Annotated in this window: 16 protein-coding genes; 8 read left to right on the top strand and 8 right to left on the bottom strand. The window is 40.9% G+C overall.

Annotated elements, in window-relative coordinates:
* Window positions 1-5 precede the first annotated feature (5 nt).
* Both PTE_RS17670 and mgrB read right to left on the bottom strand, forming a co-directional pair.
* Window positions 6-1,385 (bottom strand): amino acid permease, encoded by a 1,380-nt coding sequence (locus tag PTE_RS17670; RefSeq protein WP_036849286.1) that lies wholly within the window; start codon window positions 1,383-1,385, stop codon window positions 6-8.
* A 170-nt stretch (window positions 1,386-1,555) separates the two neighbouring features.
* Window positions 1,556-1,699, bottom strand: a complete 144-nt coding sequence (gene mgrB, locus PTE_RS27455; RefSeq protein ID WP_036849285.1) for a PhoP/PhoQ regulatory lipoprotein MgrB — start codon at window positions 1,697-1,699, stop codon at window positions 1,556-1,558.
* A 326-nt stretch (window positions 1,700-2,025) separates the two neighbouring features.
* Here mgrB and PTE_RS17655 point away from each other — a divergent pair, with 326 nt between their 5' ends.
* Complete coding sequence (locus PTE_RS17655) at window positions 2,026-2,409, top strand: helix-turn-helix domain-containing protein (protein WP_036849283.1); 384 nt, start codon at window positions 2,026-2,028, stop codon at window positions 2,407-2,409.
* A 91-nt stretch (window positions 2,410-2,500) separates the two neighbouring features.
* Complete coding sequence (yidA, locus tag PTE_RS17650) at window positions 2,501-3,307, top strand: sugar-phosphatase (protein ID WP_036849282.1); 807 nt, start codon at window positions 2,501-2,503, stop codon at window positions 3,305-3,307.
* A 50-nt stretch (window positions 3,308-3,357) separates the two neighbouring features.
* Here yidA and yddG read toward each other — a convergent pair whose 3' ends face one another.
* Together yddG and PTE_RS17640 are read right to left on the bottom strand one after the other, a co-directional pair.
* Window positions 3,358-4,263, bottom strand: a complete 906-nt coding sequence (gene yddG / locus PTE_RS17645; protein WP_051477444.1) for an aromatic amino acid DMT transporter YddG — start codon at window positions 4,261-4,263, stop codon at window positions 3,358-3,360.
* Between the two features lie 2 nt (window positions 4,264-4,265).
* Window positions 4,266-4,766 carry a DUF2165 family protein gene (locus tag PTE_RS17640; RefSeq protein ID WP_036849281.1) on the bottom strand — a complete coding sequence of 167 codons (501 nt, stop codon included), beginning with the start codon at window positions 4,764-4,766 and terminating at the stop codon, window positions 4,266-4,268.
* Between the two features lie 339 nt (window positions 4,767-5,105).
* On the opposite strand from PTE_RS17640, the gene PTE_RS17635 reads away from it, so the two are divergent.
* Window positions 5,106-5,534 carry a DUF805 domain-containing protein gene (locus tag PTE_RS17635; RefSeq protein ID WP_036849280.1) on the top strand — a complete coding sequence of 143 codons (429 nt, stop codon included), beginning with the start codon at window positions 5,106-5,108 and terminating at the stop codon, window positions 5,532-5,534.
* Between the two features lie 393 nt (window positions 5,535-5,927).
* Here PTE_RS17635 and PTE_RS17630 read toward each other — a convergent pair whose 3' ends face one another.
* The 4 genes from PTE_RS17630 to icd all read right to left on the bottom strand — a co-directional run bounded on the left by PTE_RS17630 (window position 5,928) and on the right by icd (window position 12,590).
* Window positions 5,928-6,755 (bottom strand): N-acetylmuramoyl-L-alanine amidase, encoded by an 828-nt coding sequence (locus PTE_RS17630; protein ID WP_036849279.1) that lies wholly within the window; start codon window positions 6,753-6,755, stop codon window positions 5,928-5,930.
* A gap of 253 nt (window positions 6,756-7,008) precedes the next feature.
* A complete protein-coding gene (locus tag PTE_RS17625) occupies window positions 7,009-8,472 on the bottom strand; it encodes an alanine/glycine:cation symporter family protein (protein ID WP_036849278.1) in 1,464 nt (487 codons plus the stop codon).
* Between the two features lie 2,142 nt (window positions 8,473-10,614).
* Entirely contained in the window at window positions 10,615-11,016 is a 402-nt protein-coding gene (locus PTE_RS17620) for a hypothetical protein (protein ID WP_036849277.1), read from the bottom strand.
* Between the two features lie 320 nt (window positions 11,017-11,336).
* The gene (icd, locus tag PTE_RS17615) at window positions 11,337-12,590 is read right to left on the bottom strand and encodes an NADP-dependent isocitrate dehydrogenase (RefSeq protein WP_036849276.1); all 1,254 of its coding nucleotides are present in this window, start codon (window positions 12,588-12,590) and stop codon (window positions 11,337-11,339) included.
* A gap of 139 nt (window positions 12,591-12,729) precedes the next feature.
* Here icd and rluE point away from each other — a divergent pair, with 139 nt between their 5' ends.
* The 5 genes from rluE (at window position 12,730) to purB (ending at window position 17,012) form a co-directional block, all read left to right on the top strand.
* Window positions 12,730-13,359 (top strand): 23S rRNA pseudouridine(2457) synthase RluE, encoded by a 630-nt coding sequence (rluE, locus tag PTE_RS17610; protein ID WP_036849275.1) that lies wholly within the window; start codon window positions 12,730-12,732, stop codon window positions 13,357-13,359.
* A complete protein-coding gene (locus PTE_RS17605) occupies window positions 13,352-13,801 on the top strand; it encodes an NUDIX hydrolase (protein ID WP_036849274.1) in 450 nt (149 codons plus the stop codon). The genes rluE and PTE_RS17605 overlap by 8 nt, the downstream gene beginning before the upstream one ends.
* An 84-nt stretch (window positions 13,802-13,885) precedes the next feature.
* Entirely contained in the window at window positions 13,886-14,989 is a 1,104-nt protein-coding gene (gene mnmA / locus PTE_RS17600) for a tRNA 2-thiouridine(34) synthase MnmA (protein WP_036849273.1), read from the top strand.
* A 2-nt stretch (window positions 14,990-14,991) separates the two neighbouring features.
* On the top strand, window positions 14,992-15,618 hold the full coding sequence (hflD, locus tag PTE_RS17595; protein WP_036849271.1) for a high frequency lysogenization protein HflD: 627 nt from the start codon (window positions 14,992-14,994) through the stop codon (window positions 15,616-15,618).
* Window positions 15,619-15,641: 23 nt separating this feature from the next.
* Window positions 15,642-17,012, top strand: coding sequence for an adenylosuccinate lyase (gene purB, locus PTE_RS17590; RefSeq protein ID WP_036849269.1), 1,371 nt, complete (start codon window positions 15,642-15,644; stop codon window positions 17,010-17,012).
* Window positions 17,013-17,196 lie beyond the last annotated feature (184 nt).

Raw genomic sequence — 17,196 nt, 5'->3', positions numbered from 1 at the left:
ATGTGTTATCCCTGGTTTATGGTTTCCATTTTATTCTTGCGGGAATGGGATATGAGAAACCCGAGCCATAAAATACCAATCCAGAATGGCATCAAAATGACTGAAATACGGATACTGTCCATCATCAAAATAATGACCAGTATAAAGACCAGGAAAACCAGACACAGATAATTACTAAACGGGTACCAGAATGCTTTAAATGAAGGCTCTACCCCCTCTTTAACTTTCTTTGCCCGGAATTTTAAATGCGCCATACAGATCATGACCCAGTTAATAACCAGTGTTGTCACCACCAGCGCCATCAATAATTCAAATGCTTTGCCCGGCATGACATAGTTAATCAAAACACCAATTGACGTCGCCAATGCAGACATTACGATTGCTTTGGTAGGAACCCCACTCTCATTAACTTTTTTCAGCATTCTAGGTGCATTGCCTTGCTTTGCTAAACCGTACAGCATCCGGCTGTTACAATATACACCGCTGTTATAAACGGACAATGCGGCAGTCAGAACAACAACATTCAGAACATTAGCCACCCAGAAACTATCCAGGTTATGAAAAATCATGACAAATGGGCTTTCACCTTCAATAACATTGCCCCACGGATAAAGCGACAGCAACACAGTCAGAGAACCAATATAGAAAATCAATATCCGGTATACCACCTGATTAGTTGCCTTAGGAATACTGATACGGGGATTTTCCGCTTCCGCAGCAGTAATACCAACCAGCTCCAACCCACCAAAAGAGAACATAATCACAGCCATTGCCATAATAAGGCTGGAGATCCCATTCGGCATAAAACCGCCATACTGCCAAAGATTAGCAATACTGGCTTGCGGGCCGCCATTACCGCTGACTAACAGGTATGCGCCAAAAACAATCATGCAGATAATTGCTGTCACTTTAATGATAGCGAACCAGAATTCTGTCTCACCATATGACCGGACATTAATTAAATTTACCGTATTAATTAGGACAAAAAATACCGTAGCAGAAACCCAGGTAGGAATATCAGGCCACCAGTAATGAATATATATCCCTACAGCCGTCAACTCTGCCATTCCGACCAGAGTAAACATCATCCAGTAATTCCAGCCTGATAAAAAACCGGGAAACTCCCCCCAATATTTATAAGCAAAATGACTAAACGACCCCGCTACAGGCTCTTCAACCACCATCTCCCCTAACTGACGCATAATCAGAAATGCAATAAAGCCTGCGATAGCGTAGCCTAAAATTACGGAGGGACCTGCCATTTTTATGGTTTGCGCAATACCGAGAAATAACCCTGTCCCGACGGCCCCCCCCAAAGCAATAAGCTGAATATGTCGGTTTTTTAGACCGCGTTTAAGTGTTGATCCCTGCGATTGTTCTGCCATCTTTTCCTCTTGCTGCAACTTTTATTTTATTATTAGTGGGAAAACAACCGCTTCCCATTTATCTGCTTTATTTAAAGCAAACAAAACACTAGCTTTAAAGGGTGGATATTGAAGGCATATGTTAGCACAGATACATGATGGGAAAATGGCTGATGAGTATCAGCAACTAATCAGAAAGGCAGATACCGGGTCACAAAACAAATACCTGAATCAAACTTTTCACCCTGATCACAGTAGCTATCCAAAGCTAACAGATACAAGAACAGACATATTCCAAGTAATACTAAGATTGCAATGGTTTTTTTTATGTCCAATTCTGTTTCCTTCAAGTTCGGTCAGTACGCAATATGTTAAGAATAAAGTTGGAAAACGATATTTTACAATAGTGCAACAGGAAAAATATTCATCTCATGCTTTCCGTTGTGAAAAAAACCGTACTGGCTCACAGTTTTATGACAGCAATGTACCAGAACGAATTTAAACAAATACTAATTATGTGGATTCTATTCACCAGAACAAAAAAATCAATTATCACATTCAGTTATAATTTGAATCGCTATGTCAACGCTTCACCATCTTTAGAAAAAATAGAAAAAGTTGTGTATACTCCCTTTCACTTTCAACCAGAACAAAATTGTTAATGCCACAGGATAATCACTCAGCACTTGTATATGCTCTCAGTAAATGGATTGAGAATCACCTTGGCCGGGTAATCCATCTGGAAGAACTGGCTGCTTACTCTGGCTATTCGCTTTGGCACATGCAGAAAATATTCAAGGAAGTTACCGGAATTTCTCTTGGCAAATATATCCGCCAGCGACGTCTGACCGGCGCTGTTCATCTTTTAAGAAACAGCACTTTGCCTATTTTTGACATCGCTTTGGATTTCGGCTTTGGCTCACAATCTCATTTCACTTATATGTTCCGCAAAGAGTATGGCATAACGCCCTATGATTTCCGGCAGAATCCAGATATTGAGCTGGAGGTTAAACGACCTCTGCATTTCGCCACTAACTGTTCATGACACGGCAACCAGAAAGTGCCTTTTAAACGGCTAATTACCCAACAAACGCAGCCATACCACAATCGGGTTACCAGATTTTCAGGAGAGAGATATGTCAATAAAATTGATCGCCATTGATCTTGATGGCACTTTACTGAACGAGAATCATCAGATCACTCCCTCAGTCAAACAAGCTATCCATCGGGCCAAAAAGCAAGGCGTTCATATTGTTTTGGCTTCTGGTCGGCCTTTTACCGGTATCCAGCGATATTTACAGGAATTAGCGCTGGACGAAACCAACAGTTACTGTATCAGCAATAATGGTAGTGTTGTCCATCAAGCGTATGGTGGTGAACATTTGCTGGAAAATTTACTGGATTTTGAAGACTATCTGTTTTTTGAATCACTATCCCGTGAAATTGGCGTTCATCTTCACGCTTTGGAATTCAATAAAATATATACCGCTAATCGTGATATCAGCCCATATACCGTTAGAGAAGCTTTTCTTACCGACACTCCACTAATTTATTGTCCTGTCAATGAAATGGACCGTGGAATGCACTTTACTAAATTAATGATGATCGACCAGCCTAATATTCTCAGTGATGCCATCAACTTCATTCCTGCCGAAGCTTATAAGCACTATACACTGATTCAAAGCAGCCCCTATTTTCTGGAAATTCTCAGCAAAGAAGTGAATAAAGGTACTGCTGTCAAAGCCGTTGCTGATTATCTCGGTATCACCAGAGATAAAATTATGTGTATTGGTGACCATAATAATGATCTGACTATGATCGAATTCGCCGCTGTTGGTGTCGCAATGGGTAATGCCGAACAAGGTGTCAAAGATATCGCTCAGTTTATTACTACAACAAATGAACAAGATGGGGTGGCAATAGCGATAAACAAATTCTTGTAAAGCGATTTATTCTCTATTAACCCCACCCTGATATCTTGGCTTCACAGGTATTATTTGGCTCTGGTCGCTAACCAACAGACAATTGATCCAACTGTGACCATTAGCACACCTTGCCAAAATGAAAAAGAGAGCGCAGTACTCAGTAGCAAGGATGAAAAAGCGGTAGAGATAATCGGCGTGAAATAAGATAACGTAGCCAATAATGCAACATGTCCTCTGATGATTGCCACTGTCCAAGCCGCATTCGCCACACCAATAGCAGTTCCGGCAAACAATAATATGCTGACACTACGAAGAGTTATTACCATTTCAGGGGGAGATGTGAAGAAGTATTGAATCCATAATGCAAAAGCAGTCAGAATAAAAAACAGCGTCATACCATTTTTACCCTCCGCCATGATTTTTGTAATGTTACAATACACCGCCCAGATAATTGCGCCAGCAAAAGCCAGCCCATAACTTAATGGATTACTCTGGATATTCTCCACCATCTGCCTGAATGACCAGCCATTATCACCACTCATCACCCAACCAATCCCCAGAATAGACAATAACAAACCAGGATAGAGCCACCCGTTCACTTTCTGCTTATTAATAATGACCGCCAATAAGACAGTAAAACCTGGCCATAAATAGTTAACCATACCCAATTCAATTGCCTGAGCACGACTATTGGCAAAACCTAATGAGAGTGATAAACAGATTTCATAACCGACAAATAGCAAACTCCCAAGCCACAAATAGACTCTGGGAAAAGTGCTGATTGTTGGGAAACCTATTAGCAAAACCAGAAAAATTGCGCCAACGGTATAAATAAGCGCCGCGCCACCTACAGGCCCAAAACTTTCACTAACACTTCTTATCAACCCAACGATTGTACTCCACAATACAATCGCCAGTACTCCGTATATTGTCGCTTTGTGTTGTTCGATCCTTGTTTTCACATCTATCCTCATATTTATTCTTGGTCGAGTTCTCTGTCTCGCTGAATCAAATAAATCAATACCAGAATGATAGTAACAAAGAAACGGAAAGCGCTGGACACTCCGTTCCATTGTTTAGACATCCACATCCCAAACCATTCACCACCAATTGACATAAATGCCACCTGCCAGGTCAGGAAACCCAAGGTTAGGCCAGCTATCGCGATAGCTTTCTTTTTATTGAAGACAGCAGCATTAGATTTTAAATTCGCCAGTAAACGGATACCGCCAATCCAACATAACACTGCGGTTAACGTTTCTAAAGAAATAATGACGATATAACCAATGTGATGTAACACCGGTGAATGAATTGCGCGATAGGTAATGGTTGCATCAGGGAAAATGGTATCCATCATCAATACATGCTGTACAAATACGAAATTAGTACCATAGTCTGTGATATTGCCAAAAGCGACCAATGTAGCAAACAGCGCTATTGCACAGACCATCAAAACCTTAGATAAACGAATAATCACTTGTCGGGTTCTCCAAAGAATGACTAAAACACCAGAGAGATCATAAAGAACACAAACTATACCCTATAGATTTCAAGATGCATCGAGACGGCAAGGGAGCGAATCCCCGGGAGCATAGCGAACTATGTGACCGGGGTGAGCGAGTGCAGCCAACAAAGAGGCAACTTGAAAGATAACGGGTATATCATATAATTTAACAATCATCACCTTATTCCCACAAATTAAATCGCAGAATGACTTTTAAAATATTTTCATCTAATATCTGACTTATGTTTTTCTGTTCATACCATCATTAAATCAGTTATTATCTATTTACTCTTATTTACCTGACTGTTATTTATGGATGATTCTCTAGTTAGCTCAATAAAAAACTATTTCAGACAAAAACTGAGTAGGAAAGATTATATTATTAGCTTTATTACAGCGGCAGTTATCCTGGGAATGCTGATTTTTCTCTCTGGTTATCTGGCAGAAAACAATTATGCCGCTTATATGCAATATGGATTATCCGTGTGGCTGTACATGATCTCTATTGGCGTATGGGCAATGTGCTCCTTCGCCACTATTTATTATTTAATCATGAAAACCGCTTTCAGATTTAATGGGGTGGGATTGTATGGTTGGCCAATATCTATTTTTATCTATCTATGCAGTGTGTTACCAAACTATCTTTCTGACAAAATAATGAACTATTCACCGTTTATCAGCCTGGTAGGGATCATTCTTGCATTTACTCTCCCGGCAAGAAAAAGCGATAATAAAAGGTAATATTGACTTTATATCTCAAAAACGTTATTTCATCTGACGATTACTTAAGATAGTAATCGTCATTATAAAATAAAACGACGATTATTTATATACATTGTATTATTACTGATTATTTTATTATTCAACCATGACCGGATTTTTACAATCCAGTCTGACGACTACTTTGTTAAAATAATGATGAAAGAGATCTGGAATCAAGACAGTGGAAATGAAATAGGAAATTCTTGATTAATCATTGCCGAAATAGTCTGCGATTACAGATTAAAACAACGTGAAGAGGGATCCGAAGAGCGAACTATGAAAGTTTTATCGTGCTAATTATCGAAAAGCTATACCATAAAAGTCACCCTGATAAAGCAACTTTTATGGCACGATTTTACTGAATGAGACAAACTACCCTTTATATTTCTCAACCAAAGCCAGAGCTATTGACTCAGTTTGCGCATCAGGATTACCACTGATGTCATCTGGTCTGAAATGCATTTGGAATGCACTGATTGTTTTAAGGGTATCTTCATCAAGTACACCGGTTTGTGGAATGGTATAGCCATATTTAGCTAATGTTTTCTGTATTAACGCAACAGAAGCCATGTCATTCCATTTTCTGCCAGCCATATATTTTTCAACTGTTGCATCATCAGGCCATGCACCGATACCTTGTTCAGCTAAATTCTTCCACGGGAAAAGTTTACCTGGATCATATTTTCTCAGCGGCGCGATATCGCTGTGACCAATAACATTTACAGGCTCAATGCCATAACGCTGAATAATATCTTTCGCTAAACGCGTTAACAGATCGATCTGCTGCTCATTAAACGGATACCACTCTTTCTCAAGTAACCTTTCCGTAAATCCTTTATTGACAATTTCAATACCAATCGATGTGTCATTTAAATCTTTTCGACCATTCCATCCACTGACACCAGCATGCCATGCTCTCTTACCTTCAGGAACCAATTCCAGAATGACCGGCTTCCGGCTCACATAATTCGGTAATGATGGGATCAAGTAATGGGCGCTGACACCGTCCTGAGTCAATATACGTAAAGAATCCTCATCATTGACAGCAGTATAATGGAACACCAAAAACCTTACTCTGTCATTCTGACTTTTCGAAGGAAAAGAGCTATCAACTTTATAAGTGCCCCGATCTTCCAGATGACGCTGGCTGGAACACCCGGCCAATAGCATAAATAAGCCAACCAATATGATCTTCTTCATAATCTCCCTGTCCCACCTATTAATTGAAAACAATATAATAACACAAAGAAATCAAATGAATACAAAATAAATTTTATATTTTATATGATCTTTTTATAAAATTATCGGTTTTATTCTTGATATAAAACACAAGAGAAAGTGCCTTATTCCCATAATTTAAATAGGAATAAGGCAAAAGTAACAAGCAAGACCTAAAAGGTAATCAGCTTCTATCTCATTAAATAATATTAACTATACCTTCTGTCCTGGTATCTCACTTGTGGTCGGTCGCTTGATTCGACTGGGCGAGACTTGCTGTTTCCTCCCAAATACCAACTTCAACCTTTTGCTGAATCTCAGGATATTGATTGATATCAAATGTCGGTAACTTACCGGCACGTCTCTGCTGGTTATAATCTCTTGCAAGTTTAAATGCGACGCGGGAAAGTAACAAAATAGCGGTTAGATTGGTAATTGCCATCAATGCCATAGATAAATCAGCCATTTTCCACACTAAAGGCAATTCAGCCAACGCACCAAACATCACCATACCTAGTGCCGCCAGACGGAGGATCATCAAACCCGCAGTATGATTACGTTCAAGAAATACGATATTGCTTTCAGCGTAAGCATAATTCGCAATGATTGATGTGAAGGCGAAAAAGAAGATAGCTAACGCGATAAACTCAGATCCCCAATCACCGACAGCTGAGGATAATGCCCGCTGAGTCAGCTCTATTCCACTTATTCCTGAAATATCACCATCAAGCACACCCGATGAAAGGATGATAACAGCAGTAGCGCTACAGATAACGAGAGTATCCATAAAGACACCCAGCATTTGCACATACCCCTGAGATGCCGGATGAGGAGGATATGGAGATGCGGATGCGGCTGCATTAGGGGCTGAACCCATCCCTGCTTCATTTGAAAACAATCCTCGCTGGACGCCTTGCGTCATTGCCTGCGCAACACCGTAACCAACGGTTCCTGCAACTGCTTCCTGCAAACCGAATGCACTTTTGAAGATCAATGCAAACACTTCCGGCATTCGTTCAAAATTATGCCCGACGACCCAAAATGCCAGGATCAGATAAGCTGCCGCCATAAAAGGGACAACCAGCTCCGCAACTCTGGCAATAGAACGCAAGCCGCCAAAAATAATGACCCCGCTAAGGATCACCAGGCCAATACCAACATATAACGGATTAAAATTAAACGCGAAAGCAGCAGCCTGAACAATTGAATTTGCCTGGACAGCATTAAATACCAGACCAAAAGCAATAATAAGGAATATGGAGAACATAATGCCCATCCAACGTACCCCAAGCCCTTTTTCCATGTAATAGGCCGGGCCACCGCGGTAATTCCCCTTATCGTCTTTTGTCTTGTACAGCTGGGCAAGTGTGCTCTCAATAAAAGAGGTCGCCATCCCAATCAGGGCAACAACCCACATCCAAAAAATGGCACCAGGCCCACCCGCCGTTAAGGCGATTGCCACACCGGTAAGATTGCCCGTACCTACCCGTGCAGCTAAACTGGTACACAACGCCTGGAATGACGAAATACCTGAACTGTCAGATTTTTTGCTGTTTTTCAGTACTGAAAACATATGCCCAAAGTGGCGTATCTGTATAAAACCTGTACATATAGTGAAGTAAACACCGGCCCCAAGAAGAAGATAAATCAGTACGGAGCCCCAAAGGATGTTGTTAAAAAAGTTAATCAGTTCCGTCAAAATATTTTTCCCCTTAAATTAGCAAACCCAGTCTGACCATAAAATCGTATCCGGCAGAATTCATTGCGCTTAATATGCCTTTATAATTAACAACTAACACAATGCCGTTTAAAAAAAACACAGAGATACTGGTCAGAAAAACGCTATGAATGTAACACAAGTTTGAAATTAATGTGTAATGTTTACTGACATTTTTACATTATCCATCAGATTAAATGAATGTTTGATGTACTGTTCTCTTGGCCGAGAGTTAATAGATTTATGTCATTCAATCAACTATTGCCCACCAGTAACTTCATACACACCATTATCTATCACCTCCCGTCTGTGAATCGCTTGTTAATTAAATCAACAAGCAATTAATATCAAGAAAAAAGATTCAAAAATAAGATATTGTGGTTAATTTTGTGAGCAGATTATCAGCTTTAAGAAAAAAATCGCAATTAATTTAAAAAAATTTCGCATAGTGACGACCATCATATAAAACATTAAAAATCAAAAAGATAACTTATCACCTCTTATCAAATCACAATGCAACACCAATATCGAATGCTAATACCGGGAATATCATTTCAATGAATAACCAACATGCAAAAAACTTATAAAAAGGTAAACCTATAACTGCCCTGCAACTATAGGCTTACCAAATCAAAAGAATAAATGATATTTTTCTTTTGATTATTTGTGTTAAGTTATAATTAACATTAGAAGATTTTAACAAATACTCTGCACTTCGTTATATGGTCACGATTAATACATTATCGCTTGTTTTTTGACCACTTGAATATATATGTCCAATCTCTGTTATTGCTGTATTTTCTGTAAATTTATTGTCCAATATTCCCGCAAATAAATTAAAGTGAAATTACAATAGCCCTGATATAGCAAGATTTTTTCTTATAAAATAATCAGACCATTCTCTGGTCGCCTGCGGGAAATAAATAACGATTATCTGGCAGCTTTCCAGTGCATAAATACAAATTCGATCATCTGCCAAATAGTTGGCTAAATCTTCGACAAAAAGCCCAACTCAGCAATTCATTAATATAACCAGAAAAATATAGCCTAAGCGATTGTTTTCCATGCTATCAAACAAGTTTTCCAATTTAGAGGGTTTACAACATTTTTCGCTAAAATCCTGCTCAATATTTGTTTTAACAACTCTTTTACTTTTAAGCATCAATATTCTCCAAAACTAATATTTTCACGATTAATTACAGTCCCATTAATCTACAAAAACAACAGACTTAACAACCATGCATAGTCACAACCAATTTTTTATTAACACTTATTTAACATTTACTATTAATTTCAATAAAATATTATTGCATAACGGAATTAATTTCGTAAAAAATATGAAAAAACTTCTCTTATATGCAACATAAAACTGGATCTTTTATTATCTACTGCTAATATTTTCATTTGTTATCTTTTACAAAAAAAACATGTCTATGAAGTTAATATTGCAAAAATATCTCACTTTTATTCTCAATACATAATTTAAACAATATACGTTGAGGTTATGAATGACGTTAAGAAGAAAAAGGAAGAATCCTACTGATAACAATTTACCTATAAGAGTCTATCGTGGGAGATCTAAATATGAATACCACCCTCCATCAGGGGGTTCTATATCCATTTGTTGCTTAAGCTCACCATTATCTGTCGTTTGGGAGGAATATGAAAAAATTCTTAATAAGAAAAATAATAACTAAATCATAACGATTAAAATATTATACAGTAAGTACTATATTTACAGTTATAAAAACAGCGGGAGAACAAACTCCCGTTAGCGGCTTTTACTTAGTCACATCTACCATAAAGATTTTTACAAGCCATTAAATTAACTATCCAGTTTTAACTTCTATATTCACTGATCGGTCATCAGACCAAACTGAAATAAAAATGATACTCTATAGCGTCGCATTCCCCACTAAAATCACCCTTGACAGCTCACTAACCAGCTAAGGAAGGTCATACTCTACTTATTACAGGATATAGTCATCAGCTTCTATCCAGCCCATATGACGTGTTACAGATGCGGCTACAGTACCATTCCGATATAAACGGGTAAGGCACCGTAGCAGAAGAGAAAATAGTAAAGTCCAAAAAAAACAACTGTAACGTGCAAAATTTTGCACGTTACTGGATAAGAGCAACCGCCTTAAAAATATATTCTTTAAAAAGAAACGCCAGCGTCGCAGCAACAATAGACCATTGAAGACGATCAAATTTACCTTCAAGTTTGCTAAGACGTACATCCACAGACTCGAATTGTTGGTTAAATGTTTTATCCATAGTTTCAAATCGTTGGTTAAAGGCTTTATCCATAGCTTCAAATCGTTGGTTAAAGGCTTTATCCATAGCTTCAAACCGCTGATTAATATCAAATTTAAGTGACGTAAAGCTAGCCTCATTCTCACGGCGCAGATTATCAACACTTTCCTGAGTTGCAAGATGTTGCATATTCTGCCCTCGATGCAAGAGAGCATTTAACACATCACTCGTGCTGAACTCTATTTTTTTATCATCTGAGTCACTCATCTTTCCCCCTCAATATCAGACAGAACAAATATTAACCTCAGTATACACTCTGGCATATGTGACTTGCAAAATTTTGCATTCAATAAAAACAACAAAATATCGCACTTGGGTACTTGAATCTTTCCAATATAATCATTAAGACATAAACGTGTAAAAATGATAGGTAACTACATGATGGCAAGGGAAAATTGATAAATCATAGCAATATCAATAAATACGTTTTTATGGCTATTTTATAAGAGTTCTATAGCAAAAGTTTCAAGAAATGAGAAAACTCCACGGAAATATCAGCTACCGTGAAGTTTTCAGAAGATAACGGATTACATATGCTGGATAATAGCGTCACCAAACTCGCTACATTTCAACAGCTTGGCACCTTCCATCAAGCGCTCGAAATCGTAAGTCACGGTCTTCGCAGCAATCGCGCCTTCCGTGCCTTTAATGATGAGATCAGCAGCTTCTGTCCACCCCATATGGCGCAACATCATCTCAGCGGAAAGAATAACTGAACCAGGGTTCACCTTATCCTGACCCGCATATTTAGGTGCTGTACCATGAGTTGCTTCAAACAGAGCGCATTCATCACCGATGTTTGCTCCCGGAGCGATACCGATACCACCAACCTGAGCAGCCAGTGCATCAGAAATATAGTCGCCATTCAGATTCATACAGGCGATAACATCATATTCAGCAGGACGCAGCAGAATCTGTTGCAGGAACGCATCAGCAATCACATCTTTGACAATGATCTCTTTGCCATTTTTCGGGCTCTTAATTTTCACCCAAGGACCACCATCCAGCAGTTCACCGCCGAACTCTTCACGAGCAAGCTGGTAACCCCAGTCTTTGAAAGCACCTTCGGTGAACTTCATAATGTTGCCTTTGTGAACCAGAGTGACTGATTCACGGTCATTATCAATCGCGTATTCGATAGCAGCACGAACCAGGCGTTTAGTGCCTTCTTCAGAACAGGGTTTCACACCGATACCACACTGCTGTGGGAAACGGATTTTATTCACGCCCATTTCGTCTTGCAGGAATTTGATCACTTTATCCGCTTCCGCAGAGCCCGCTTTCCATTCGATACCGGCGTAAATATCTTCTGCGTTTTCACGGAAGATGACCATATCGGTCAGTTCAGGGTGTTTAACCGGGCTTGGCGTTCCCTGATAGTAACGAACAGGGCGAAGACAGACATACAGATCTAATTGCTGACGCAATGCCACGTTCAGAGAACGGATACCACCACCAACCGGCGTCGTCAGAGGGCCTTTGATGGCGACGCGGTATTCACGGATCAGATCCAGAGTTTCATCCGGCAACCAAACATCTTTACCGTATACATGAGTAGATTTTTCACCGGTGTAGATTTCCATCCAGGAAATTTTACGCTCACCCTGATAGGCTTTCTGAACCGCTGCATCGACCACTTTCAACATTGCAGGGGTAACATCGACACCAATCCCATCCCCTTCGATATAAGGGATGACCGGGTTATTCGGAACAACCAGTTTACCTTTAGCGTCGACTGTTATTTTTTTACCTTCCGCCGGAATAACTACTTTGCTTTCCATTAACCTCTCCTTTCAAGTAAGCGTAATACCTTGTTAATTTTTTGTAAGGGACCTGTCAATACTACTTGAATATTCTGCAAACGCCAATCGATAGCAGACTCATGTATAATACCCACCCCATTTCGCTTAGTGATCTATGATGACAAATTTCTCTATTAAAAAACGCAAAGTTAACCAATTCAGCCAAAGAAAAACATCACATTCTGCCAAAAAACTAACAGGACCTCGCCGGGTGTTAGTATTTAACAAACCTTACGATGTTTTGCCCCAGTTCACCGATGAAATGGGCAGAACAACGCTGAAAGATTTTATCCCCTTCCCTGATGTGTATGCCGCCGGACGTTTGGATCGTGACAGTGAAGGACTGTTGATTTTGACTAATGACGGTAAACTTCAGGCACATCTGACTCAACCGGATAAAAAAACCGCCAAGGTTTATTATGTTCAGGTTGAAGGAGTTCCAGATGAAGCCTCGCTCGATCAGCTGCGTGACGGTATTGTTTTAAAAGATGGGCCTACCCTGCCCGCAGGTGCCGAGTTAGTTCATGAACCAACATGGCTCTGGCATCGTCATCCACCGATTCGTGAACGTAAAAGCATTCCGGTGAGCTGGTTAAAAATAACACTTTATGAAGGCCGAAACCGCCAAGTGCGCAGAATGACAGCACATATTGGTTTCCCTACCCTTCGGCTGATTCGTTTTAGTATGGGAAACTGGCAATTAGACGAGATGAAACCCGGCGAATGGAAGGAGATCGATTTTGTTTAACCCCCACATTACCGTTGCCTGTGTTGTCCATGCCCAGAATAAATTCCTGGTGGTTGAAGAGACAATTAATGGCAAAGCATTATGGAATCAACCTGCGGGTCATCTTGAAACAGATGAAACGCTATTACAGGCAGCAGAGCGTGAATTATGGGAAGAAACCGGTATCCGGGCTAAACCACAAGCGCTGCTGAAAATTTATCAGTGGGTTGCACCGGACAGCACACCATTTATTCGCTTTCTGTTTCTGGTTGAAATGGAACAGCAAACAGCACCTCATCCACAAGACAGTGATATTGACTGCTGCCACTGGGTTACCGCAGAACAAATATTAAAGAGTGATCGTCTGCGTTCGCCACTCGTTGCAGAAAGTATCCGCTGTTATCTGCAAAACGAAAAACATCCTCTCACCCTGCTGGATAACTATGTCTCTGCGGTTAATTAATGGCAAAACAGTAATGAGTTTAATGCACCCCCGTTTACAACGTGTTAAAGTACGGCGCTTGTTTTTTTCTCCAGTGAGATTCCCATGTCAGATAACAGCCAGAAAAAAGTCATTGTCGGCATGTCCGGCGGTGTAGATTCCTCCGTTTCCGCCTACCTGCTGCAACAGCAAGGTTATCAAGTGGCTGGCTTGTTCATGAAGAATTGGGAAGAGGACGATGATAAAGAGTACTGTTCAGCCGCGACTGATCTGGCCGATGCTCAATCCGTTTGCGATAAACTGGGTATTGAACTTCATACCGTCAATTTTGCTGCCGAATATTGGGATAATGTTTTCGAGCATTTCCTTTCTGAATATAAAGCGGGCAGAACCCCTAACCCAGATATTCTATGCAACAAAGAAATTAAATTTAAAGCATTTCTGGAATTTGCCGCTGAAGATTTAGGTGCGGATTACATCGCTACAGGTCATTATGTCCGCCGCAAGGATATTAACGGTAAGAGCCAATTATTGCGGGGGCTCGATAACAATAAAGACCAAAGCTACTTTTTATATACCCTGAGCCACCAGCAAATCGCGCAAAGCTTATTTCCTGTCGGTGAATTGGAAAAACCAGAAGTTCGTCGTATCGCTGAAAAAATCGGTTTGGTGACGGCAAAGAAAAAAGATTCAACGGGCATCTGTTTTATCGGTGAGCGCAAATTCCGTGATTTCCTTGGCCATTATTTGCCCGCCAAACCGGGCCAGATTATGACTGTGGATGGAGAAACCCTTGGCGAGCATCAGGGGCTGATGTACCACACGCTGGGTCAACGTAAAGGCCTGGGGATCGGCGGAACTAAAGAAGGCAGTGAAGAGCCGTGGTATGTCATAGACAAAGATGTTCAAAATAACATTCTGATCGTGGCTCAGGGACACGAACACCCCCGTATGATGTCTGCCGGCCTTATTGCTCAACAACTTCATTGGGTCGACAAACAGCCACTGACTGAAGAAATCCGCTGCGTGGTTAAAACACGTTATCACCAGCAGGATATTCCTTGCACTGTCACACCAATAAACGAAGACAAAATAGAAGTACGTTTTGCTAACCCTGTCGCCGCAGTCACCCCCGGCCAGTCAGCCGTCTTTTATCAGGGGGAAGTTTGTCTTGGCGGTGGCGTGATTGAACAACGTTTGCAGGAGTAATTGTGGCAAAGAATTATTACAACATTACACTGGCTCTGGCGGGAATTTGCCAGTCAAGTCGTCTGGTACAGCAACTTGCTCACGAAAACCAGTGTGATACCGATGCTGTTGCAACTATGGTTAATAGCATTCTGAACACCAACCCGGCATCTGTTTTAGATGTGTTCGGCAATCATGAACACAATCTGCGAATTGGTCTGGATGCCATGCTAGGGATGTTCAATGGCTCTAACAGTCGTGTTTCTGCCGACCTTACCCGCTATATGTTAAGCCTGATGGTACTGGAGCGCCGCCTGAGTAAAAATCAGGACGCTTCCGATGCACTGGGCAACCGCATTAGCCAGTTAGAACGCCAACAGACTTATTTTGAACCCATGTCAGAAGGCATGTTCAATGCATTGGCCGGTATTTATGTTGATGTTGTCAGCCCATTAGGTCCAAGGATCCAGGTGACAGGTTCCCCTGATATTCTGCGCAATCCACTTGTACAAGCGAAAGTCAGGGCTATTCTACTGGCAGGAGTTCGTTGTGCTGTCTTATGGCAACAAGTTGGCGGTAGTCGCTGGCAATTAATGTTTTCTCGTCAACGCCTACTCCAACAGGCGAAAGATATTCTTGCTCATTGTTAAATAAAATCAGGGAGTTGCTACCAATGGAATTATCCTCACTAACTGCTGTTTCTCCGATTGATGGCCGCTACGGCGATAAAGTCAGTGCATTACGTGCCATTTTTAGTGAGTTTGGCTTATTGAAATTCCGCACGCAGGTTGAAGTACGTTGGCTACAAAAACTGGCAGAATGTGCTGAAATTAAAGAAGTTCCGGCTTTTGATGCAGACGCAAACGCTTACCTGAATGAAATTATCGCAAATTTCAATGAACAGGATGCAATGCGTATCAAAACGATCGAACGCACGACTAACCACGATGTCAAAGCGGTGGAATATTTTCTGAAAGAGAAAGTGGCAGATGTTCCGGCGCTGCATAAAGTTGCCGAGTTTATTCACTTTTCCTGTACTTCTGAAGATATTAACAATCTGTCTTATGCGCTGATGCTGAAAACAGCCCGTGAAGAAGTGATTTTGCCACAATGGCGCCAGGTGATTGATACCATTAAAAAAATGGCGGCTGAATATCGGGACTTGCCGCTGTTATCCCGCACTCACGGTCAACCTGCCACGCCTTCCACGGTGGGTAAAGAGTTTGCCAACGTTGCTCACCGGATGGAACGCCAGTATCGCCAATTGGAGCAAAGCGAAATATTAGGCAAAATCAATGGCGCAGTGGGTAACTATAATGCCCATATAGCTGCTTACCCGCAGGTTGACTGGCACCAATTCAGTGAAACGTTTGTGACTTCACTGGGCATCAAATGGAATCCCTACACGACTCAAATCGAACCTCATGATTATATTGCGGAATTGTTCGATACCATCGCCCGTTTCAACACGATTCTGCTCGATTTCAACCGTGACATTTGGGGTTATATCGCACTCAACCATTTCAAACAGAAAACGGTTGCCGGTGAAATTGGCTCTTCCACGATGCCGCATAAAGTCAATCCAATTGATTTTGAAAACGCTGAAGGTAATCTGGGGTTGGCAAATGCCGTACTGGGTCATCTGGCAAGCAAGTTACCGGTTTCCCGTTGGCAGCGTGATCTGACTGACTCAACCGTATTACGTAACCTTGGCGTTGGTCTGGGATATGCTCTGATTGCTTATCAATCTACAATGAAAGGCTTAAATAAGCTGGAAGTCAATGAACAGAATCTGCTGGATGAACTGGATAAAAATTGGGAAGTCCTTGCTGAACCTATCCAAACCGTCATGCGTCGCTACGGTATCGAAAAGCCTTATGAAAAGCTGAAAGAGCTCACTCGTGGTAAACGCGTTAATGCTGAAGGGATGAAAACCTTTATTGATGGGCTGGATTTACCTGAAGAAGAGAAAACACGCCTGAAAGCAATGACGCCGGCAAATTACATTGGCCGCGCAATCACGCTGGTTGATGAATTAAAGTAATTGATATTCCACAGACGGATAAAATATCCGTCTCAGACCGCTGACAAACCTCGTTGAAAATAACGAGGTTTTTGCTTTTATCATGAATAATAATACTGACTATTGTTCCTTATTAACCTGTTTTAACTGTCTGTAAAGACGGGTAAAAAATTCAATGCTCAACTGACATTGGGAGAGAAAACAT

The organism is Photorhabdus khanii NC19 (assembly GCF_000517265.1).
GTDB classification, from domain to species: domain Bacteria; phylum Pseudomonadota; class Gammaproteobacteria; order Enterobacterales; family Enterobacteriaceae; genus Photorhabdus; species Photorhabdus khanii.
The sequence above is the reverse complement of the archived record's forward strand: the minus strand, read 5'-3'. Positions and strand labels throughout refer to the sequence as shown.

Bases quoted from the DNA above. Each gene is read 5' to 3' on its own strand.
- PTE_RS17670 (WP_036849286.1), bottom strand. From the start codon at position 1,385: ATGGCAGAACAATCGCAGGGATCAACACTTAAACGCGGTCTAAAAAAC.
- PTE_RS17630 (WP_036849279.1), bottom strand. From the start codon at position 6,755: ATGAAGAAGATCATATTGGTTGGCTTATTTATGCTATTGGCCGGGTGT.
- PTE_RS17655 (WP_036849283.1), top strand. From the start codon at position 2,026: ATGCCACAGGATAATCACTCAGCACTTGTATATGCTCTCAGTAAATGG.
- PTE_RS17635 (WP_036849280.1), top strand. From the start codon at position 5,106: ATGGATGATTCTCTAGTTAGCTCAATAAAAAACTATTTCAGACAAAAA.
- yidA (WP_036849282.1), top strand. From the start codon at position 2,501: ATGTCAATAAAATTGATCGCCATTGATCTTGATGGCACTTTACTGAAC.
- mnmA (WP_036849273.1), top strand. From the start codon at position 13,886: ATGTCAGATAACAGCCAGAAAAAAGTCATTGTCGGCATGTCCGGCGGT.
- yddG (WP_051477444.1), bottom strand. From the start codon at position 4,263: ATGAGGATAGATGTGAAAACAAGGATCGAACAACACAAAGCGACAATA.
- purB (WP_036849269.1), top strand. From the start codon at position 15,642: ATGGAATTATCCTCACTAACTGCTGTTTCTCCGATTGATGGCCGCTAC.
- icd (WP_036849276.1), bottom strand. From the start codon at position 12,590: ATGGAAAGCAAAGTAGTTATTCCGGCGGAAGGTAAAAAAATAACAGTC.
- PTE_RS17620 (WP_036849277.1), bottom strand. From the start codon at position 11,016: ATGAGTGACTCAGATGATAAAAAAATAGAGTTCAGCACGAGTGATGTG.
- rluE (WP_036849275.1), top strand. From the start codon at position 12,730: ATGACAAATTTCTCTATTAAAAAACGCAAAGTTAACCAATTCAGCCAA.